Consider the following 19,059-nt stretch of genomic DNA (forward strand, 5'->3'; position numbering starts at 1 on the left):
TCCTTTAGTTCATTATTCGATGGACTGCATAGATGTCCGGAATCTGTTTGATCTTGTCTACCACTTTGTGTAGATGGCTGATGTTATGAATGGAAATCGTCACCATAATAGTAGCCATTTTATTCCGGTCCGTTCTGCCATTTATAGCAGTGATGTTCGTTTTTGTTCCACTTACTGTCTGCAAAACTTCATTCAACAGTCCATGTCGGTCATAGCCCAGCACTTCGATATCCACATTGTATTCTTTTCGAGTGCTTCCGCCTTGCACCCACTCAACAGGAATGAGACGGTTTTCCTGGTCAGAGCTGGCGACATTCGGACAATCACATCTATGGACGGAAACACCTCTCCCTTTAGTGATGAAACCGATTATCTCATCACCAGGAACCGGGTTGCAGCAGCGGGACAGACGTATAAGCAGATTGTCTGCACCTTTCACCGTCACGCCTGCTTCGTACCTGCCTGGTCGTGAAGCCTGTCTTCCTTCAGCTGATACGATTTCTTTAACGGCCTCTTCTTCATCCCGTTTCTTTCTCAATTTTTCCGTCAAACGGTTCGCAACCTGCTGCGCCGATATGCCATTATAGCCAACTGCCGCATACATATCGTCTTCGGTTGGAAAATTGAATTTCTCTGCAGTTCTTTCTATATTTTCGGGGACAAGGATATCTTTGAGATCAAAATCCAGTTCTTTGATCTCTTTTTCGACCAATTCCCTGCCTTTAACGATGTTCTCTTCTTTTCTCTGTTTTTTGAAAAATTGCCTTATTTTATTTTTCGCTTGGGATGTCTGCGCTAGCTTGAGCCAATCCTGGCTTGGTCCGTAAGAGTGCTTTGACGTAAGGATTTCAATAATATCACCTGTATTCAGCTTATAATCCAACGTGACCATTTTTCCATTGACTTTTGCTCCGATTGTTTTATTGCCGATTTCCGAGTGAATTCGATAAGCAAAGTCAATGGGAACCGATCCTGCCGGAAGTTCAATGACATCCCCCTTCGGGGTGAAAATAAATACCATATCAGAAAACAAATCGATTTTTAATGATTCCATGAACTCCTCAGCATTGGCCGATTCATTTTGAAATTCCAAAATCTCCCTGAACCAGGAAAGCTTTTTCTCGAAGGACGCCCGCTGATCAAGCGCTTTTCCTTCTTTATAAGCCCAGTGTGCAGCTATCCCGTATTCGGCAATCCGATGCATTTCAATCGTCCTGATTTGCACTTCCAACGGTTCACCTTTTGGCCCTATGACGGTTGTATGGAGTGATTGATACATATTGGGCTTGGGCATAGCAATATAATCCTTGAACCTTCCAGGCATCGGCTTCCAGCATGTATGGATGATTCCGAGAACAGCGTAGCAATCTTTGATGCTGTTGACGATGATTCTCACAGCAAGCAGGTCATAGATTTCATTGAATTGTTTATGCTGCAAGCTCATTTTACGGTAGATGGAATAAATATGCTTGGGTCTGCCGTACAGCTCGGCTTTAATCTCAACTTCCTCCAACCGGGTGTTCATTTCGTCAATGACGTTGTCCAAATACCGTTCCCTTTCAGCCCGCTTCCGCTTCATCAAGTTGACAATGCGATAATATTGCTGCGGATTCATGTAGCGCAACGAGGTGTCTTCCAATTCCCATCTAATCTTTGAAATACCCAACCTATGGGCAAGAGGAGCAAAGATTTCCAGGGTTTCATTGGAGATTCTTCTTTGTTTTTCCGGCGGCAGATGCTTTAATGTCCGCATGTTATGGAGTCTATCTGCAAGTTTGATCAAAATGACCCGAATGTCTTTCGCCATCGCAACAAACATCTTCCTGTGGTTTTCGGCCTGCTGCTCCTCATGGGATTTATATTTTATTTTTCCAAGCTTTGTGACGCCATCAACAAGCATCGCCACTTCACTATTGAACTCCTCGGATAACTGCTTGATTGTCACCTGGGTATCTTCCACAACATCATGCAGGAAGCCCGCCGCTACAGTAGCGGGATCCAATTCCAGATCAGCAAGGATCCCGGCCACTTGAACCGGATGGATGATATATGGCTCCCCCGATTTGCGATACTGATCCTTATGAGCCTGGTGGGCAAATTCATAAGCTTTTTTTACTAGTTCGACATGATCTTCGTTCAAATACTTTCTAGTCCGCTCAAAGACATCTTCAGCTGTTAATATTTTATCTTTTGCCACAAGGATCACCTTTTTTATTAAAAATAAATATTACTAATAGCAATTGCAAAAATTGTCGAATAAAATTGTGTAGAAAAAAGAATATATGAATACTATTATCGTTTTTATAGCATGGGTTGTAAAGAAGAAGCTTTACTTTTCCAACATTTATCTCAAATTTTATCGAATTTTATTTACTTTGATAGAGCAAAAGCGTAAACACCTGTTCATCGCCGGACCACAACTTGAGCATTTGATTATTCCCTAGATTATAATAAAAAGCACTCAATTGAGTGCTTAGTACTTCATAAGGGACAAAAGGTCATAATTATCCAGCTTTTTTCTTCCATCAAGATATGAAAGTTCGATGAGGAATGCTATACCAGCAACAACGCCGCCCAATTTTTCAACGAGCTCGATTGTCGCCTCAATCGTACCACCGGTCGCCAACAAGTCGTCCGTAATTAAAATCCGCTGTCCCTTTTTAATCGCGTCCTTATGAATTGTCAAGGCATCTTTACCATATTCTTTTCCGTAGCTTGCCTTAATTGTCTCTCTCGGAAGCTTCCCTTCTTTTCTGACAGGGGCAAAGCCTACTCCAAGAGCGTATGCAACAGGGCAGCCGATGATAAATCCCCGGGCTTCCGGGCCGACAACAAGATCTATTTGCTTTTCTTTCGCATATTCAACAATTTGGTCCGTTGCATAGTGGAAGGCCTCTCCATTGTCCATTAATGTAGTAATATCCTTAAAAAGAATACCTTTTTGAGGCCAATCCGGAACAATTGTAATATATTGTTTTAAGTCCATGCATCCACTTCCTCCTCATAGTAAACAGGGTGTGAGACTCTCTTCTCAAACCATTGCTTCAATTCCTGGTATGATGAATAGATCAGTTCATTTTCCAGTTCAATAACTGCCTGTTTTTCTTGATAGGCAGGCGACTCCGTTAAATCCTTTTTCATTTTTACCTGATTTAACACAATGACTCCATCTTTTATTGTAACAAATTCCAATTCAAAAAACACTTGAGTCATGAACTCCACTGTTTCGTTTGACCATCCTCGGTAAGATTCAAGCTCTTTGCCATATTTTTTGACGTCAAAAGTGCGCCTTTTAGCAAGAAAAGCGTAAAACCATTTAAAATGGTCCCGTGTTGGAATTGTTTTAAAATATTCCCCGCGCCCATGATAGAAATGTGCATAAATTCGATCCGGTGACTTTCCTGTTAGCATTTCCTCGAGAAGATCGATGCTCGGAGGGAGATCAAGAAGGACTATGCTTTTTCCATCAAGCGTCAGACGTCTCGCCTCTTCCGCATCAGCAATAATTTTAATATCGGTCTCACCGGAATCCCAGGGAAACTCGCTCAGGCTGTTTTGATTAAAAACTATGAAAGTTATATTCTTATCCGGTAATAGGGGCAGCCAGCTTTCAGGCCGCTTATTTCCTCTTAAATCAAACAGCTGCCAATTATTAATAGCTGCGTCTCTAATAAATATTTGCGGTTTTCTTATATTATTCCATTCGTTGATAGCAAGCTCGCCGACGACCGACATTTTAGCATCCGGTGAAATGCTGTCAGCTATTTCCCCGAGATTAAAGCCGATACCGTCCAACATTCCGCCGCCCTGCTTTAATGTCAGCTTCAAATGGTTCTGTGCGGCACCAATTTTCCTTTTATCCTGCACGTCAGCTTCGTTGACCATAAACTTTGGTTTTGGGTTCATCACGCCGTACGGCGCAAGCAAATCCAGCTCTTTGATCAAATCAATATCCACATTGACCAATGTAGCCTCAGCATCCAAATCTGTGTATGGAACTAGATCCTTTTCACTCAACTGTTCTTTTGCTGCGCTATTCAATCTGGTTCGCAAGTCTTCTACATCGGAAATTGAAAGAGTCATGCCGGCAGCCATTGGATGCCCGCCAAAGTGTTCAAGCAGATCAGAGCAGGAAAGCAGGTTTGTAAATAAATCAAAACCTTTGATGCTTCTGCCAGATCCCTTCGCCTTGCCGGTCTCTTGGTCGTAACCAAGAATAATTACCGGCCTGTAGTATTTCTCAGTCAGCCTTGATGCGACAATACCGATGACCCCGGGATTCCAACCTTCTTTTCCAATCACAAGCACATGATTTTCGGACGGAGGATATAAAGTATCCACCATATTTATCGCTTCTTTAGTTATTTCCGACACAATCTCTTTTCTTTCGATATTGAATTGCTCGATATCCTCTGCCAACTGTTCTGCTGTTTGTTCATCTTTTGACAGTAAAAGATCAGCGGCAGGGTTGGCTGAATAAAGCCTGCCAGCCGCATTCAAACGCGGTCCAATTGTGAAACCAACGGTTTCCTCATTCGCTTCAGCCAGGTTCGCGCCTGCCAGCCTGCTTAATGCGACAAGTCCCGGTCTCGCAGATCTGGCAAGGACTCTAAGGCCTTTTTTGACAATGAGACGGTTTTCCCCATGCAGCGGAACGAGGTCGGCAATTGTTCCGACAGCTACCAGGTCAAGCAATTTTTCCGGTGCAGCACCGCATAACGCATGGGCAAGCTTAAACGTGACACCTACCCCGGCAAGATCCGGAAATGGATAAGGGGTGTCATTGTACCTTGGATGGATGATAGCATAGGCAGAAGGTATTTCCGGCCTTATTTCGTGATGGTCTGTAATGATCAAATCCATGCCAAGCTCTTTTGCTACTTCTGCTTCGTGTACAGAAGAAATCCCTGTATCAACAGTGATGATAAGCCCGATTCCGTCGGCAGCTGCACGGCGAAACGCCCCTTCATTTGGACCGTATCCCTCAGTGAATCGATTGGGTATGTAATACTCGACGATAGCCCCTAAGTCCTTTAATACCGTCATTAATACAGTAGTACTTGTTACACCATCGGCGTCATAATCACCAAACACAAGAATTTTCTCCTGCATTTCGATGGCCTTACGTATCCGGTCAACCGCTTTTCGCATATCCTGCATCAAAAATGGATCATGGAACTCTTCTTTTTCTATATATAAAAATCTATGAGCTTCCTCAGGATCGGTTATGCCTCTATTTACTAATAACGTGGCAGTGAGCGGCGATAAATTAAGTTCATCGGAAAGCATCTGGACTATTTTCTTATCCGCTTCCCGGACGATCCATCGAGTTTTTGACTGTAACATACATTCACTCCTTCAGACTTCCTAATTATACAAAATAGGTATGTCCCATTCAATGACCCCTTTTTAAAATGGAAATTACAGAAAACAAATTCTTAGTTCGATTCTGTATAAAATGGATTTATATGGACTAAAACGTTATGCACATTCGGGTCGCTGAGGAGTTTTTTCTTTACTTTTTTTCCAATCAAATGTCCTTCAGAGACAGTCATATCAGGGTTGACTGAAATCTTTAAATCAATGATCACATAATAGCCATGCTTCCGGGCATGAAGCTCGTCAATCCTCATGACTTCCGGAACGGAAAAAACTGCCTCTTTGAATTCTTCGATCTCCTTATCATCCAAAACATGGTCCAATGTATTATAAATAGATTCAGCTCCAAGCTTCCATGCCATTCTTAAGACCATAACCGATACAACCAAACCAGCTACCGGGTCGCCATAAACCAGCCAATCCACATTCAGCATTTCGCCAAGAATGGAGGCGCCAATCCCTATCAATGCAGCGATGGAAGAATAAACATCTGATCGATGTTCATAGGCATTCACAATCAATGCGTCACTGTTAAGCTTTTTTCCAAGCTTGTATTTGTATCTGAACAGTGCTTCCTTGACGATGATTGAAAATACAACCGCATAAATGGCTATGGAACCTGGTGCTTCCAGTGGCTTGAAAAAAGACTCAAACGATGATTTACCAATTTGCAGACCAACAATGAATAATATCACTGCAACGATAATTGCAGCAATGGATTCGGCTTTCCCATGTCCGTAAGGATGCTCCTCATCTGGCGGCCGTTTAGCAGCTCGAAGGCCCACATAAACCGCCAAGGATCCGACTATATCAGAAGCTGAATGGACAGCATCTGCAATCAATGCTTTACTGTGTGCCTTTAGGCCAAAAGCCCCTTTTATAACTGTCAGTAAGATATTAATTATAACCCCGAGCCAAGCTGCCCGCTCAGCTTGTTTAAAGCGATCCTTCTCCATTTATACCATTCTCCTTTACGCAGCTGGTATTACTTATACTACCCTTTCCAAGCAAAAAAGCCGCAAGTTGCGGCTTTTTTTACTTGAAAATATTTCTCCTCTATACAGCTGCGCAGGACTGGACATCTTAGTGCCACCGACGGACAGGAAGTGCTAGTGCAAGCAAAACGACAGGATGTCGTGTTCTGAGCCTACCGAGTGCCATTGACTCAGGGTCATAAGGCTATCGCTACTGAAGGCAAACTAAGCCTTCCCCTCAGCCTCTTCTTATGCTTGCCGCCGATAAATTACACTTATAAATCCTTTATCTCGTTACGGAGGACTCCAGTTTGTACGTCGCTAAACGGACGCTTACGCTTTTCTTACTGTCTAGCTACGGGCTCCAGCGACTAGCAGACTTCCTCCTCCCTCCTACGATAAGTCGACATCAGCTCGCCTAAGGCATTCGCCGTGTCTCCTTTATCTCGTCAAGAGTCATCCAGTCTGTACGTCGCTAAACGTCGCCCTCCGCTTTTCTTGTTGTCCAGCTTCAGCGCCTAGCCCCTCGAGGTCACAAGCTGATTCCCTGTGGTGGCTGAAGAACTGCCTCCTCGGGAATCTTCTTGTGCTTGTCGAGGCTAAGCAAGGCGCTTACGCTTTTCTTTACACCTGCGGCTCATCCGACCACTTTTTCTTTTCTTTTACCGTGTTGATTGGTCCCTTTTTCTTCAGTTCCCTGACTTTCAAATCATACCAAAGCTGTGCGGAAATGAAGATGGATGAATAAGTTCCTGCCAATAGACCCACAAGCAAAGCAAGTGAAAAGTTCTGGATCGACTCGCTGCCGAATATTAAGAGCGCTACAACAGTGACAATGACAGTCAGCACAGTGTTGATGGAACGCGTCAATGTTTGACGTAGACCTGTGTTGACAACATCGGCAATATCCTGCTCTGTTTTCAAGCGTTTTTTTGCTCTCATATTTTCTCGGATACGGTCAAACGTGACAATTGTGTCATTGATGGAATAACCGACAATTGTCAAGACGGCGGCAATGAATGTTAAATCAACCTCCAACCTAGTCAGGCTGAAAAACGCAACAATGAAGAAGGCATCGTGGACAAGTCCCAGTACAGCTGAAAGCCCCATCCTATATTCAAAGCGGAATGATACATAAATGACGATGCCCAATGCTGCTACGGCAAGTGCATATAAAGCATTCTTGGCAAGTTCTTTACCAACTGTGGAAGATACCGTGCTGACATTCGGTTCCGTACCATACTTTTCTTCAATGTGGTCCTTCAGTTTTGCTATCTCGTTCTTAGACATGGCTCCTTTGTAGCGGGCTACGCCGATTTCCTGATTTGCTCCCGAAAGTACAATATCATCAGACGGCATTCCGATAGCGTCCAGCTCCGTTTTTAGCTCTTCGGTAGTCAAGGTCTTGCCCGCATCAATTTCCACACGGGTTCCACTTGAAAAATCAATTCCCAAATTCAGTCTGAATATGCCAAGAACAATAGCCCCTGCAACGAGCAGAATAATGGAAATAGCGTAAAACTTCTTTCTCGCTTTTACAAAGTCAAATCTGTCAAATGGCGTTTTTAATTCATGTGCTGCAATGTTTTCCGACAAGTCATGGATCTCGGATTTCTTCACTCCAAACCAGCCAGGCTTCTCTTTAAAGAAACGGCTGTTGATCCAAAGCCCAAGAAGGAACCTGGACCCGTAAACTGCTGTTACGAAGCTCATCAAAATACTTAGTATAAGCATCGTTGCAAACCCTTTGACGGAGCTTGTCCCGAAATAGAACAGAACTGCTCCTGCCAGTAGTGTTGTTATGTTTGCATCAAGGATAGCAACAAACGAAGACTTATTTCCTGCCTGGAAGGCTGATTTCAATGAACGGCCAAGCCTGATTTCTTCCTTGAGCCTTTCGTATGTAAGTATGTTCGCGTCTACCGCCATCCCTACCCCGAGAATTAAAGCTGCGATTCCCGGTAAAGTTAAGACTCCATTCATCAAGGTGAATACAAGCAATATTAAATATATATAGATGGATAACGTAATCGTCGCAATTACACCTGGAAAACGATAGTAGAAGATCATGAACAAGAATATGATCGCAATTCCGATCAAGCCTGCTGTAACTGTTTTATCCATCGCCTGCTCACCAAACTGGGCACCCACTGATGTGGAATACACTTCTGTCAGTTTGACAGGAAGGGCACCGGCATTTAGCAGGTTGGCAAGGTTTTCTGCCTCTTGGGTTGTAAAGCTTCCTTCAATTGTAACATCGGTTTCATAAAAGACCTGATTGACATTTGGGGCTGAGAGCAGTTTTTGGCTGCCGCTTGTAACCGCCTTTTCGTAAGAGTCCACCCCTTCTTCAAAATCCATCCAAATAACCAATTGATTATTCGGCTTCATGCTAAGGATCTTCTCGGTCACGTCTCTGAACTTGTTTTTATCTTTCATTTTGACCAGAACAATGGGCTGATTTGTATCAGGAGAGAAGCTTTGTTTGGCCGCTCCTTCAACGAGATCGGTACCATCAAGCATCACATTGTCGTTTACATCCCGGAATGTGAGAGTTGCCTGGGTACCAAGTATCTCCCTTGCATGGTTTTGGTCTTCCACACCTGCAAGTTGTACCCTGATGCGGTCGTTTCCTTCAACTTGAATGTTTGGCTCACTGACACCAAGGACGTTAACCCTTCGGTTAAGAGCATCGACCGTATGTACCAATGTATCCCTGGTTATTTTCTGCCCCTCTTTTGCCGGTTTCACGTCATATAAAACCTCAAAACCACCTTGGAGATCAAGACCAAGCTTTATGTTATTGATGATGCTGTTTGTGGTCGACCCCATAATTCCCGCGAGGAATATCAATATGAGGAAAAAGGCTACTATCCTGCTTCTCTTTACCATGAAATATAAATCCTCCTTGCGATGAAGAGCATACTGTACTCTCTATATCTTTTTAAATTATGAAACAGATGGTAAAGGGTGTCAATCCTCGTCTGCTTTCATTAGTTGTTAAACTTCTTATTATTTAGCTCATCAAATGGGGATTCTTGTGAGCGAAACGCTTCCATAGTTACAAAATTCATAAAGTCACCAACCCTTAAAGACAGAACATCCGAAACTAACTCGTAGACCCTAACTCCTTCCTTAGGCTTTTTCCAAGTTTTCTGCGTTAAAAATCTCCATATGTCCTTAATCGTTACATCCTCGTACCCAAGTACAGCAAACTCCTCCGCCTTACTCAATAAAGCAGGTTTGAGCATATGAAAATAGTCATCGTATTCATGCTTGTTTTCCGACATCTGCCTACCACCCTTCTTTTTGCCATGCGAAAGCTCGAACTTGTCATGCTTTGTCCAAGTCCAAGCATATACATAATTGTAATCGAATTGAGCAAATTTGAGAAGGCAGGGAAATAGATGTCAAAGTTTCTGAAAGGCACAATGATTTTGATGGCTGCCGGTCTGGTAACAAGGCTGCTCGGCTTCATCAACAGGATTGTTATAGCGAGGTTGATTGGAGAAGAAGGGGTAGGTTTGTATATGATGGCCTATCCGACGTTGATCCTTGTTGTAACTATCACCCAACTGGGGCTTCCGGTGGCTATCTCCAAAGCTGTAGCAGAAGCTGATATACAAGGGGATCAACGAAAGATCAAAAAGATCCTCGTCGTTTCATTAACAGTGACAGGAACACTTTCATTGATTTTCACCCCTGCCTTAATTATGCTGGGGCCGCTGCTTTCCGAGACACTCTTTACAGACCCGAGAACTTATTATCCATTGGCAGCCATTGCACCAATTATACCAATTGTCGCTGTTTCATCAGTAATCAGAGGATATTTCCAAGGGAAGCAAAATATGAAGCCGTCTGCAGTCTCCCAAGTTATTGAACAGACTGTCCGGATTGCATTGATTGCAGTACTTACCAAGGCCTTTCTTCCCATGGGGATTGAATACGCTGCTGCTGCAGCGATGGTTGCATCGGTAATAGGGGAGCTTGTTTCTCTTTTTTACTTATTCACCATGTTTAAAGTGAAGAAACGTTTTCCGATCAGGAGAAATTTTTTATCTGCTTTAAGGGGTGGCCGCGGAACGTTCAAAGAATTGATGAATGTCGCACTCCCTACAACAGGGAGCAGAATGATCGGTTCCTTATCCTGGTTTTTTGAGCCGATCATCGTTTCCCAAAGTCTGCTTATCGCGGGGATAGCTGCGGGGATAGCTACTAAACAATACGGACTTTTGACTGGGTACGCTCTTCCCTTGTTGACTTTGCCATCGTTCATTACGTTTTCACTTGCAACATCACTCGTTCCTGCGATCAGTGAAGCCAATGCTGTTCGCAATTATCAGCTCGTTGAATACAGGCTCCAGCAGGCATTGCGGTTTGCTTTGCTATCCGGTGGACTTTCCGTGATTGTATTATTCACATTTGCCGAGCCATTGATGAAGCTAATTTATGGTTCAGAAAACGGCGCTTATTTCATTAAGCTGATGGCCCCATTTTTTATCTTTCATTACTATCAGGGACCGCTACAGGCCATATTGCAAGCACTTGACCTGGCGAGGGCAGCAATGATCAACAGCTTGATCGGAAACGCTGTCAAGCTTGGAGTAATTTTTATGTTAGCATCCCAGCCGACCATCGGCATTACGGGAGCGGCCCTTGGCATTGCAACCGGAACCTTGTTAATTACCGCGTTGCATTATGCCACTGTATTAAAGAAGGTTCAGTTTACCGTGTATATCAATGACTATGTAAAGTTTTTTGCTGCTGCCATTATGGCAGGCTGGGGCGGCAAAATCATATATGACTCTCTATTTTTCAATTCAAGTTTAATTAAGCTGACCATAGGAATCATTTTCATAACGCTAATCTATTTAGCTTTGCTGGTCGGATTTAAACTGGTGACCAAAAGTGACGTGACAAAAATACCATTCATAGGAAATATAATAAAATAAAACTGTAAAACCGGGGTCTGACCCCCAGCGCGTTTAAGTGGTAACGTATTAACGCAGCGGGGGGTCAGACCCCTTTAATGCGGCCTTTTCCCTTCATCGATGTAGTCAACGAAAAATTTTCCGTCCTGAAAACTACAAAATGAAATGTTTTCTATATCTTTGTGACCTCTTGTACCTAGCTCACGACGAAGCCATTGTTCGCTTTTATTCGATTCCTTTAAGCCATCTTGCTGAATTTTCCCATCAATGATAAGAGGGATGGTAACGGAGCCTGCCTTTTTTTTATTTTCTTTTTTAAATACAGACAATTGCCCTGATGTTTCCAGTATGGCGAACTCTACATCAGCAATATTGTTTATGTCCTTTAGCCGCAATTGCATAAGCAAATCATCAAAATTATAACGGTGCCTTTTCATCTCTTTCTCGTTAATCTTTCCTCTTTCAATGATAACCGATGACCTTCCATCAATAAGACTGCGAAATTTACGACTTCTTAATGAAAAATAGGCCATCCCCACTTGAATAATAAGCAATACAGCCATAGGTACGATCGTATGCATAATTGGATCTTTATGCTGCTCAATGGCAATGACAGCCATTTCACCTATCATGATAAATATCACTAGGTCCAACACACTGAGTTCACCAATTTCCCTTTTTCCCATCAGCCGGAAGATAACGAGGATAATCGCATACAGAACGACTGTCCTCAAAATAATGACAATGAAATCATTCATATTTATTTCCCCCTGTTAAAAACGTCATAAATTAGTATGGGCAACAATTTGATAAACATGAGGAAAAAGCTTCTAATAACTAAACTCGTGAATATGTTTGTAAAAGGACAGGCGTATTTGCCCAAATGTTTCAGGAAAGGAGTGAAAGATGATCGAAGCAAAGAATTTCGGAGTATCGGTTTTGTATGGGGTTTTTACGATTATTTTGCTGGCTGCAATTACAAGTCTGATTTTTTCGTTCATTTTGACCTTCACAAACACCCAGGAGAAGTCCATTAACCTGCTCATTACGATCATCTCTTTTTTCAGCGTTTTTGCCGGCGGGTTCATTTGTGGAGGAAAAGGCAAGCAAAAGGGATGGGTCTTGGGCGGAGCAACAGGCCTATTATACAGCTTAATCATATTTTTATATCAATATTTAGGCCACGGTTCCTTCTTCACAATTGAACAGCTCGTTTATTACATCTGTTATACACTGACCGCTATGATGGGGGGCGTACTGGGAGTCAATATCGCAGGTGGTCCGGCGCAGCATCATTCGTAAAGATAAGAGCACAAGCGCCTTTTCATCGACGTAAAAACTAGAGTGCACTCCGTGTGATAAAGAAAATCGCCGACATAGAAGGAGCGCGAAGTCTAGTTGATAGGCATAAAGCTGAATGTAACATAATGCGATAACAAAATTATCCGCATTATAGGTAATACAATTTCACACAAAAAAAGAAGCGTCACATAGACTACGCTTCTTTTTTTATGTACTGATTTTCTTACGGTTGCACTACTTCGCGAATCGCATTGCGATCATATGTAAGTCTGCTGCCATCACCGCAAAGGATGACCACTTTCCCTTCATCAATTGCATCAATCGTGCCATGAAGACCTCCGATTGTGATGACCTTGTCCCCCTTTTGCAAATTGCTCTGCATCGTTTGGACAGCTTTTTGCCGCTTTTGGTTCGGCCTGATTAACAGGAAGTAAAAAAGAACGAACATTAGAATGAACGGCGTTAAATTAGCAAGAGTACCCAAGACTTTTCCCCCTTTCCAGATTGCATTTATTTAGAAATTTTTTGCGTCAGGACGATTGAATCCGTAGCGCTCAAAAAATTCTTCTCTGAAGTCTCCAAGACGATCTTCTTTAATCGCTTCTCTGACTTGCTTCATCAATTTTAACAGAAAATATAAATTATGGTAAGTCGTAAGCCTAATTCCGAATGTTTCGTTGCATTTAATTAAATGACGGATATAGGCACGTGAATAATTTCGGCAAACATGGCAATCGCAATTTTCATCCAGCGGGCCAAAATCACGTGCGTAGGCTGCATTTTTCACGACAAGACGTCCATTGCTTGTCATTAACGTCCCGTTCCTAGCTATCCGTGTTGGCAGGACACAGTCAAACATGTCCACGCCTCTTACAGCGCCATCTACAAGGGAGTCTGGTGACCCTACTCCCATAAGGTAGCGAGGCTTATTGGAAGGCAGAAGCGGAGTTGTGAAATCAAGAACACGATTCATTACATCTTTCGGCTCTCCGACAGATAAGCCGCCAATAGCATATCCCGGGAAATCAAGCGAAATAAGATCCTTGGCACTCTGCTTGCGTAAATCTTCGTATTCTCCGCCTTGAACGATGCCAAATAGCCCTTGGACATCCGCCCGTTTATGGGCTTTTAGACATCTTTCGGCCCAACGTGATGTCCGCTCAACTGAATTTTTCATGTATTCATGTGAAGCCGGATATGGGGGACATTCATCAAATGCCATCATAATATCCGATCCAAGAGAATTTTGAATCGCCATTGCTTTTTCAGGAGAAAGAAATAATTTATCACCATTAAGGTGATTCCGGAAATGAACCCCCTCTTCCTCAATTTCCCTAAATTCACTCAAACTGAACACCTGGAAACCGCCGGAATCAGTAAGAATGCCTTGATCCCAGTTCATAAATTGGTGGAGCCCTCCTGCTTCCTCGACGATGTCCTCCCCGGGGCGCAGCCATAAATGATATGTATTGCTGAGAATAATTCCCGCACCCATTTCTTTTAATTCTTCGGGACTCATCGTTTTTACAGTGGCAAGCGTCCCTACCGGCATAAACATGGGTGTCTCATACGAACCATGAGGAGTATGTATCATTCCAAGTCTGGCTCCAGTCTGTTTGCAAGTTTTAATCAATTCATAAGTAATAGCAGGCAATGAGCACCCTCCTTTCTTTTCATTAAATTATTGTTCTTTTTTACCAAGTTCGTAAATTGCAGCCGAAGGCGACGACTCCTTGAAAATGCCTCGCATCCCCATTCGTGAGATCCTTATTCAAAGAGACTTTTTCTGGGTCCTACGGGATTAGCGTGTCCGTGTGAAACCGCAGGCCGTCACCGCGAACGGATTTTGCGTCCAAAAGCGAATCGTTGGGCTAACACCGAAGTGACGAGGCAGCTCACTTACCGCCCGTGGAAAGTGCCCGGCTGAAACCGAAATACAAAAGTTGTTTAAAGACATTTATTAAAGAACCAACATTGCATCTCCAAAGCTGAAAAACCTGTATTTCTCCTGAACAGCTGTATTATAAGCATGAAGAACATGCTCACGTCCCGCCAAGGCACTGACAAGCATGATCAATGTGGACATCGGCAGATGAAAGTTTGTAATTAGCCCATCTATCGCTTGGAATTTGTAGCCCGGGAAAATGAAAATGTCTGTCCAACCGCTTCCTGGCTTAAACAAGCCGTCATTGGCCGAAGCGATTGTTTCCAGCGTCCTTGTCGAAGTGGTGCCAACAGAAATAATTCTGCCGCCACTCTTTTTAACATCGTTGAGCAAAGAGGCCGTTTCTTCCGACATCCGGTAAAATTCTGCATGCATGTCGTGGTCCTCAACACTTTCTGCGCTGACCGGCCTGAACGTTCCCAGACCTACATGAAGCGTAATAAAGGTCACGTGTACCCCTTTTTCTTTGATTTTCTCAATCATGTCATTCGTGAAGTGAAGACCTGCAGTAGGTGCAGCGGCTGAACCCCTTTCCCGGGCATAGACCGTCTGGTACCTGTCCTGATCTTCCAATTGCTCTTTTATGTATGGAGGAAGCGGCATCTTGCCAAGGGCATCCAAAATCTCATAAAATATGCCATCATATTGAAATTCAAACAAACGTCCCCCATGTTCTTCCATTCCTGTACAGACCGCTTTCAGCTGACCGTCGCCAAAAATGATTTCAGTTCCGATCTTTACCCGTTTTGCCGGTTTGACAAGTGTCTCCCAACGATCGCCGTTCACTTGTTTTAATAACAGGACTTCCACTTTTGCACCGGTGTCTTTTTTTGTCCCGAACAGCCGAGCAGGAAGCACCTTTGTATCATTTAATACAAGACAGTCCCCCGGATTCAAATAATCGATCACATGGCTAAACGTTTCGTGTCTGAGCGCACCAGTGCGCTTATTCAATACCATCAGCCTGCTTGAGGACCTGTCTTCCAGCGGGACCTGCGCAATCAGCTCCTCAGGCAAATCAAAATCAAACATTTCAACTTTCAAAATTCATTTAAGCCTCCCAACTACAAAAAAGATTGCCGATAAAATAACACTAATGATGATTGAAGTTACTATGGGAAAAAAGAAGGTTGCGTTCCCCTTCCTAATGACAATATCGCCTGGAAGTCTCCCGAGCTTCAGAAAATGTATCAAAAAACCCACAATGAAAATGACTGCTCCGGCAACCATTAAAAGCTTGGCCATCCCGTTCACGGGTTCGGCACCTCCAAATTAAAATGTTCATATACCCGATGGGTAACCATCCGCCCTCTCGGTGTCCGTTGCAGGAAACCGATCTGCAGTAGATATGGTTCATAGACATCTTCAATCGTTGTCGATTCTTCTCCTATGCTTGCCGCAATCGTATCGATACCAACGGGGCCGCCCCTGAACTTATCGATAATCCCCCGTAGAAGCTTATGGTCAATGTGATCAAGCCCCAGCTTATCGACCTGCAATAACCCGAGAGCTTCATCAGCCAATGGCAGTGTAATGACTCCATCCGCCCGAACTTGCGCAAAGTCGCGGACCCTCCTGAGCAGACGGTTCGCTATCCTGGGTGTTCCCCTTGATCGTTTGGCAATTTCGATGGCTCCATTCCATTCAATCTCGGTATCAAGTATATCCGCAGTCCTGACGACGATATCTGTCAACTGTTCATCATTATAATATTCCAGTCGGCAGAGCACCCCGAAGCGGTCGCGCAAAGGTGCTGAAACCGCTCCAGCACGAGTTGTTGCCCCGACAAGCGTAAACGGAGGCAAGTCAAGCCTGACAGATCTTGCCTCTGGGCCTTTCCCTATGACGATATCAAGACAGTAATCTTCCATTGCCGGGTATAAGACCTCTTCAATAGCACGCGGCAGGCGATGGATTTCATCGATAAAAAGAACCTCACCAGGTTCTAGCGATGTAAGAATGGCAGCAAGATCTCCAGGGCGCTCAATGGCAGGTCCCGATGTGGTCCGAACGTTTACACCCATTTCATTGGCAATCACAACAGCCAGCGTTGTTTTTCCCAGACCAGGGGGACCATAAAGTAAAACGTGGTCAAGGGCTTCCTTTCTCATTTTTGCCGCCTCGATAAAAACGGACAAATTACTCTTCACTTTGTCCTGGCCGATATATTGGGAAAGTGATTGCGGACGGAGACTTTGCTCAAATGATACATCATTCGACGACGCTTCTCCGGAAAGCACTCTCTCCTCCATCCATGATCACCTCTTTCGTGTTATTGTTTCAGCAACAGCTGCAGTGCATACTTAATAAATTGATCCGTCGTTACATCCTCTTTTGACAGCTGAGGTCGGATCTTCTTTAACTCCCGCTCGGAGTATCCCAATGCCGTGAGGGCAAGCATTGCTTCGTCCAAGGCAGCTGAATCGCCTGTTGTTTCCCCAACCGATTCGTCTTGTACATCCGCAGCAGCTTCTGTCATTCCTTCCGGCAACACATCATTAAGCTTTCCTTTCAAATCCAAGATCATTTGCCTCGCTGTTTTCTTTCCAACCCCCGGAAACTTCGTTAAAAATTTCTCATCTTCCATTTCAATGGCTTGGATGACCTGTACCGGCTCGCCGAAAGCCAAAATCGCCATCGCCCCTTTTGGTCCGATTCCGGAAACACTGATTAACTTCCTGAACATCTGCTTTTCAGTCATTGTTTCAAAACCATAAAGCGCAATAACGTCTTCCCGTACATGCTGGTATGTATAAATGACAATCTCCATTCCTTGTTTAGTCGAAAATATAAAAGGGTTCGGCGTTAAAATTTGATAGCCGATTCCGTTATTTTCAATCACAACATATTCAGGCCCGATTTGTCCCACAATCCCTTTGATGTATTCGTACAATGCTTTCTCTCCTCTTTCATACTAACCATCATTGTATCATATAAACCCTTCCGCTTTATACAAATAAACAACATATGTTCTAATGTGTTTATTTTAAAAAGTTTACATTAATTCTCTTTAGGGTAAACATTATTCAACACTTCTTTTCCCATGCCAAGAAAGCCGAAAAAAAGGAGGGCTTCAACCATGAAGAAAAATGTTGTCGGAATCTTTGCCACCAGCTTTGAAGCAATGAAGGCCATTGATTCCCTGAAACATGATGGGATTGATCAAGACCATATATGCGTGGTTGCCAATGATGATTTGAAGTCCAATACAATTGAAGAGAAGACCGGTGTAGCTGTCGAAGATGAAATTCAAGATAAAGCAGGGCGGAACACCCTTTGGGAAGAACTTACATCATTTTTTACGAAAAAAGACGATGGAATCAAGACATACTCAGATCACCTCTTGGATCTTGGTATGACGGAAGCGGATGTTAACAGATATGCGAATGAAGTGGAAAATGGACATATTTTAGTACTGGTGGACAGTGATGCCGACCATGGGAGAATTGGTTTGCTATCCACCGAAAATATTCCTTTGAATCATACGTTTGATGTTAAAGTTCATGGCGAAAAAGTGGACAACTTCACCACAGGTGACAGGTTTGATAGGGATAAGACTCATCCGCAGGCACGGATGCATCCCCCTTCGGATGAAAAAAACCACTCTGAACAGCATGCAGGAAGACCTAAAGAACGACAGAATGGCATGGATTTGAAATGTAGGCAAAGGGAATATGAAGAATTGGTCAACCCGTTCGAAAACAGGTATCCGGCCGACTTTTCGAGAACAGACCTTCAAAAAGGCAGCAACGACCATCAGGATTACGGACACAATCCTTCTTAAAAAAGCCAGGCAAAAAGCCGGCTTTTTTCTTATTTAAGAGTACAATTATTATACATAGTTGTATTTTTTAGTAAACTGGAAAAGAACTGACGCCAGAGAGGAGAAGTTAATGATGCAATTTGACGGTTTTACGGAAAGTGACTTTCAAACATTTCAGATTGACGGTCTCGAAGAACGAATGGCCGCGATTCAAAATAGAATTCAGCCGAAATTTAAAATTATTGGTGAGTCCTTGACTTCCGACTTAACTGCCACGCTAGGGACCGAAATGTTCTTACATATAGCCAAGCATGCAAGAAGAACGGTGAATCCGCCTAAGGACACATGGCTGGCCATCGCAAATAACAAACGAGGATACAAAAAACATCCACATTTTCAAGTTGGACTATTTGACGATCATGCTTTTCTTTGGCTTGCCTATATTTACGAACTCCCGAACAAAGCAGAATTTGCACAGAAGTTCCTAGATCATATGAACGAAATCAAAGAGAGAGTACCTGGCGACTTCGTCATTTCCATGGATCATATGAAAAAGGACGCTGTTGCGCTTGAAGATACAGATTTGAAAAAAACGCTTGAACGCTTCCGTGACGTCAAAAAAGCGGAATTTTTAATCGGAAGGCATCTTGCTGCTGATGACCCGATTTTAAAAGACGGTGACCGATTCATTTCACTGGCAAGAGAGACATTTGAAACACTCGTCCCTATCTATAAGCTAGGGTTTGCATAAAAATCGACGAAGCC

17 protein-coding genes are annotated in these 19,059 nt (G+C 43.4%); 4 read left to right on the plus strand and 13 right to left on the minus strand.

The window, feature by feature from the left end:
- Positions 1–4: 4 nt before the first annotated feature.
- The 6 genes from D4T97_RS04350 to D4T97_RS04375 all read right to left on the minus strand — a co-directional run bounded on the left by D4T97_RS04350 (position 5) and on the right by D4T97_RS04375 (position 9,643).
- Positions 5–2,197 carry a RelA/SpoT family protein gene (locus tag D4T97_RS04350; protein ID WP_126048118.1) on the minus strand — a complete coding sequence of 731 codons (2,193 nt, stop codon included), beginning with the start codon at positions 2,195–2,197 and terminating at the stop codon, positions 5–7.
- A gap of 276 nt (positions 2,198–2,473) precedes the next feature.
- Entirely contained in the window at positions 2,474–2,986 is a 513-nt protein-coding gene (locus tag D4T97_RS04355) for an adenine phosphoribosyltransferase (RefSeq protein WP_126048120.1), read from the minus strand.
- Positions 2,977–5,346 (minus strand): single-stranded-DNA-specific exonuclease RecJ, encoded by a 2,370-nt coding sequence (gene recJ, locus D4T97_RS04360; RefSeq protein ID WP_126048122.1) that lies wholly within the window; start codon positions 5,344–5,346, stop codon positions 2,977–2,979. Before recJ ends, D4T97_RS04355 begins: the two co-directional genes overlap by 10 nt.
- A 92-nt stretch (positions 5,347–5,438) precedes the next feature.
- Positions 5,439–6,335, minus strand: coding sequence for a cation diffusion facilitator family transporter (locus D4T97_RS04365; protein ID WP_126048124.1), 897 nt, complete (start codon positions 6,333–6,335; stop codon positions 5,439–5,441).
- Between the two features lie 642 nt (positions 6,336–6,977).
- Entirely contained in the window at positions 6,978–9,245 is a 2,268-nt protein-coding gene (gene secDF / locus D4T97_RS04370; protein ID WP_126048127.1) for a protein translocase subunit SecDF, read from the minus strand.
- Between the two features lie 101 nt (positions 9,246–9,346).
- On the minus strand, positions 9,347–9,643 hold the full coding sequence (locus D4T97_RS04375; protein ID WP_126048130.1) for a post-transcriptional regulator: 297 nt from the start codon (positions 9,641–9,643) through the stop codon (positions 9,347–9,349).
- Positions 9,644–9,760: 117 nt separating this feature from the next.
- Here D4T97_RS04375 and spoVB point away from each other — a divergent pair, with 117 nt between their 5' ends.
- The gene (gene spoVB, locus D4T97_RS04380) at positions 9,761–11,305 is read left to right on the plus strand and encodes a stage V sporulation protein B (protein WP_126048132.1); all 1,545 of its coding nucleotides are present in this window, start codon (positions 9,761–9,763) and stop codon (positions 11,303–11,305) included.
- Between the two features lie 74 nt (positions 11,306–11,379).
- Here the strand turns inward: spoVB and D4T97_RS04385 are convergent, their stop codons facing one another.
- Complete coding sequence (locus D4T97_RS04385; RefSeq protein WP_126048134.1) at positions 11,380–12,042, minus strand: DUF421 domain-containing protein; 663 nt, start codon at positions 12,040–12,042, stop codon at positions 11,380–11,382.
- Positions 12,043–12,190: 148 nt separating this feature from the next.
- Here D4T97_RS04385 and D4T97_RS04390 point away from each other — a divergent pair, with 148 nt between their 5' ends.
- Positions 12,191–12,586 (plus strand): TIGR04086 family membrane protein, encoded by a 396-nt coding sequence (locus tag D4T97_RS04390; RefSeq protein ID WP_126048136.1) that lies wholly within the window; start codon positions 12,191–12,193, stop codon positions 12,584–12,586.
- A 223-nt stretch (positions 12,587–12,809) separates the two neighbouring features.
- On the opposite strand, the gene yajC is transcribed toward D4T97_RS04390, so the two are convergent.
- The 6 genes from yajC to ruvA all read right to left on the minus strand — a co-directional run bounded on the left by yajC (position 12,810) and on the right by ruvA (position 17,424).
- Positions 12,810–13,070 (minus strand): preprotein translocase subunit YajC, encoded by a 261-nt coding sequence (gene yajC, locus D4T97_RS04395; RefSeq protein ID WP_126048139.1) that lies wholly within the window; start codon positions 13,068–13,070, stop codon positions 12,810–12,812.
- Between the two features lie 30 nt (positions 13,071–13,100).
- Positions 13,101–14,240 carry a tRNA guanosine(34) transglycosylase Tgt gene (gene tgt / locus D4T97_RS04400; protein ID WP_126048141.1) on the minus strand — a complete coding sequence of 380 codons (1,140 nt, stop codon included), beginning with the start codon at positions 14,238–14,240 and terminating at the stop codon, positions 13,101–13,103.
- A gap of 306 nt (positions 14,241–14,546) precedes the next feature.
- Positions 14,547–15,575 (minus strand): tRNA preQ1(34) S-adenosylmethionine ribosyltransferase-isomerase QueA, encoded by a 1,029-nt coding sequence (gene queA / locus D4T97_RS04405; protein ID WP_126048143.1) that lies wholly within the window; start codon positions 15,573–15,575, stop codon positions 14,547–14,549.
- A gap of 3 nt (positions 15,576–15,578) precedes the next feature.
- Positions 15,579–15,785: a DUF2905 domain-containing protein gene (locus tag D4T97_RS04410; protein WP_126048145.1), complete on the minus strand. Its 207-nt coding sequence runs from the start codon at positions 15,783–15,785 to the stop codon at positions 15,579–15,581.
- Entirely contained in the window at positions 15,782–16,783 is a 1,002-nt protein-coding gene (gene ruvB / locus D4T97_RS04415; RefSeq protein WP_126048147.1) for a Holliday junction branch migration DNA helicase RuvB, read from the minus strand. Before ruvB ends, D4T97_RS04410 begins: the two co-directional genes overlap by 4 nt.
- 20 nt (positions 16,784–16,803) lie before the next feature.
- Positions 16,804–17,424, minus strand: a complete 621-nt coding sequence (gene ruvA, locus D4T97_RS04420; protein WP_126048149.1) for a Holliday junction branch migration protein RuvA — start codon at positions 17,422–17,424, stop codon at positions 16,804–16,806.
- A 186-nt stretch (positions 17,425–17,610) separates the two neighbouring features.
- On the opposite strand from ruvA, the gene D4T97_RS04425 reads away from it, so the two are divergent.
- A complete protein-coding gene (locus tag D4T97_RS04425) occupies positions 17,611–18,315 on the plus strand; it encodes a general stress protein (RefSeq protein ID WP_164525467.1) in 705 nt (234 codons plus the stop codon).
- Positions 18,316–18,427: 112 nt separating this feature from the next.
- Positions 18,428–19,045, plus strand: a complete 618-nt coding sequence (locus D4T97_RS04430; protein WP_126049133.1) for a YktB family protein — start codon at positions 18,428–18,430, stop codon at positions 19,043–19,045.
- Positions 19,046–19,059: the final 14 nt, after the last annotated feature.

Origin of the sequence: Siminovitchia acidinfaciens (genome assembly GCF_003605385.1) — a bacterium.
Classification (GTDB): domain Bacteria; phylum Bacillota; class Bacilli; order Bacillales; family Bacillaceae_C; genus Siminovitchia; species Siminovitchia acidinfaciens.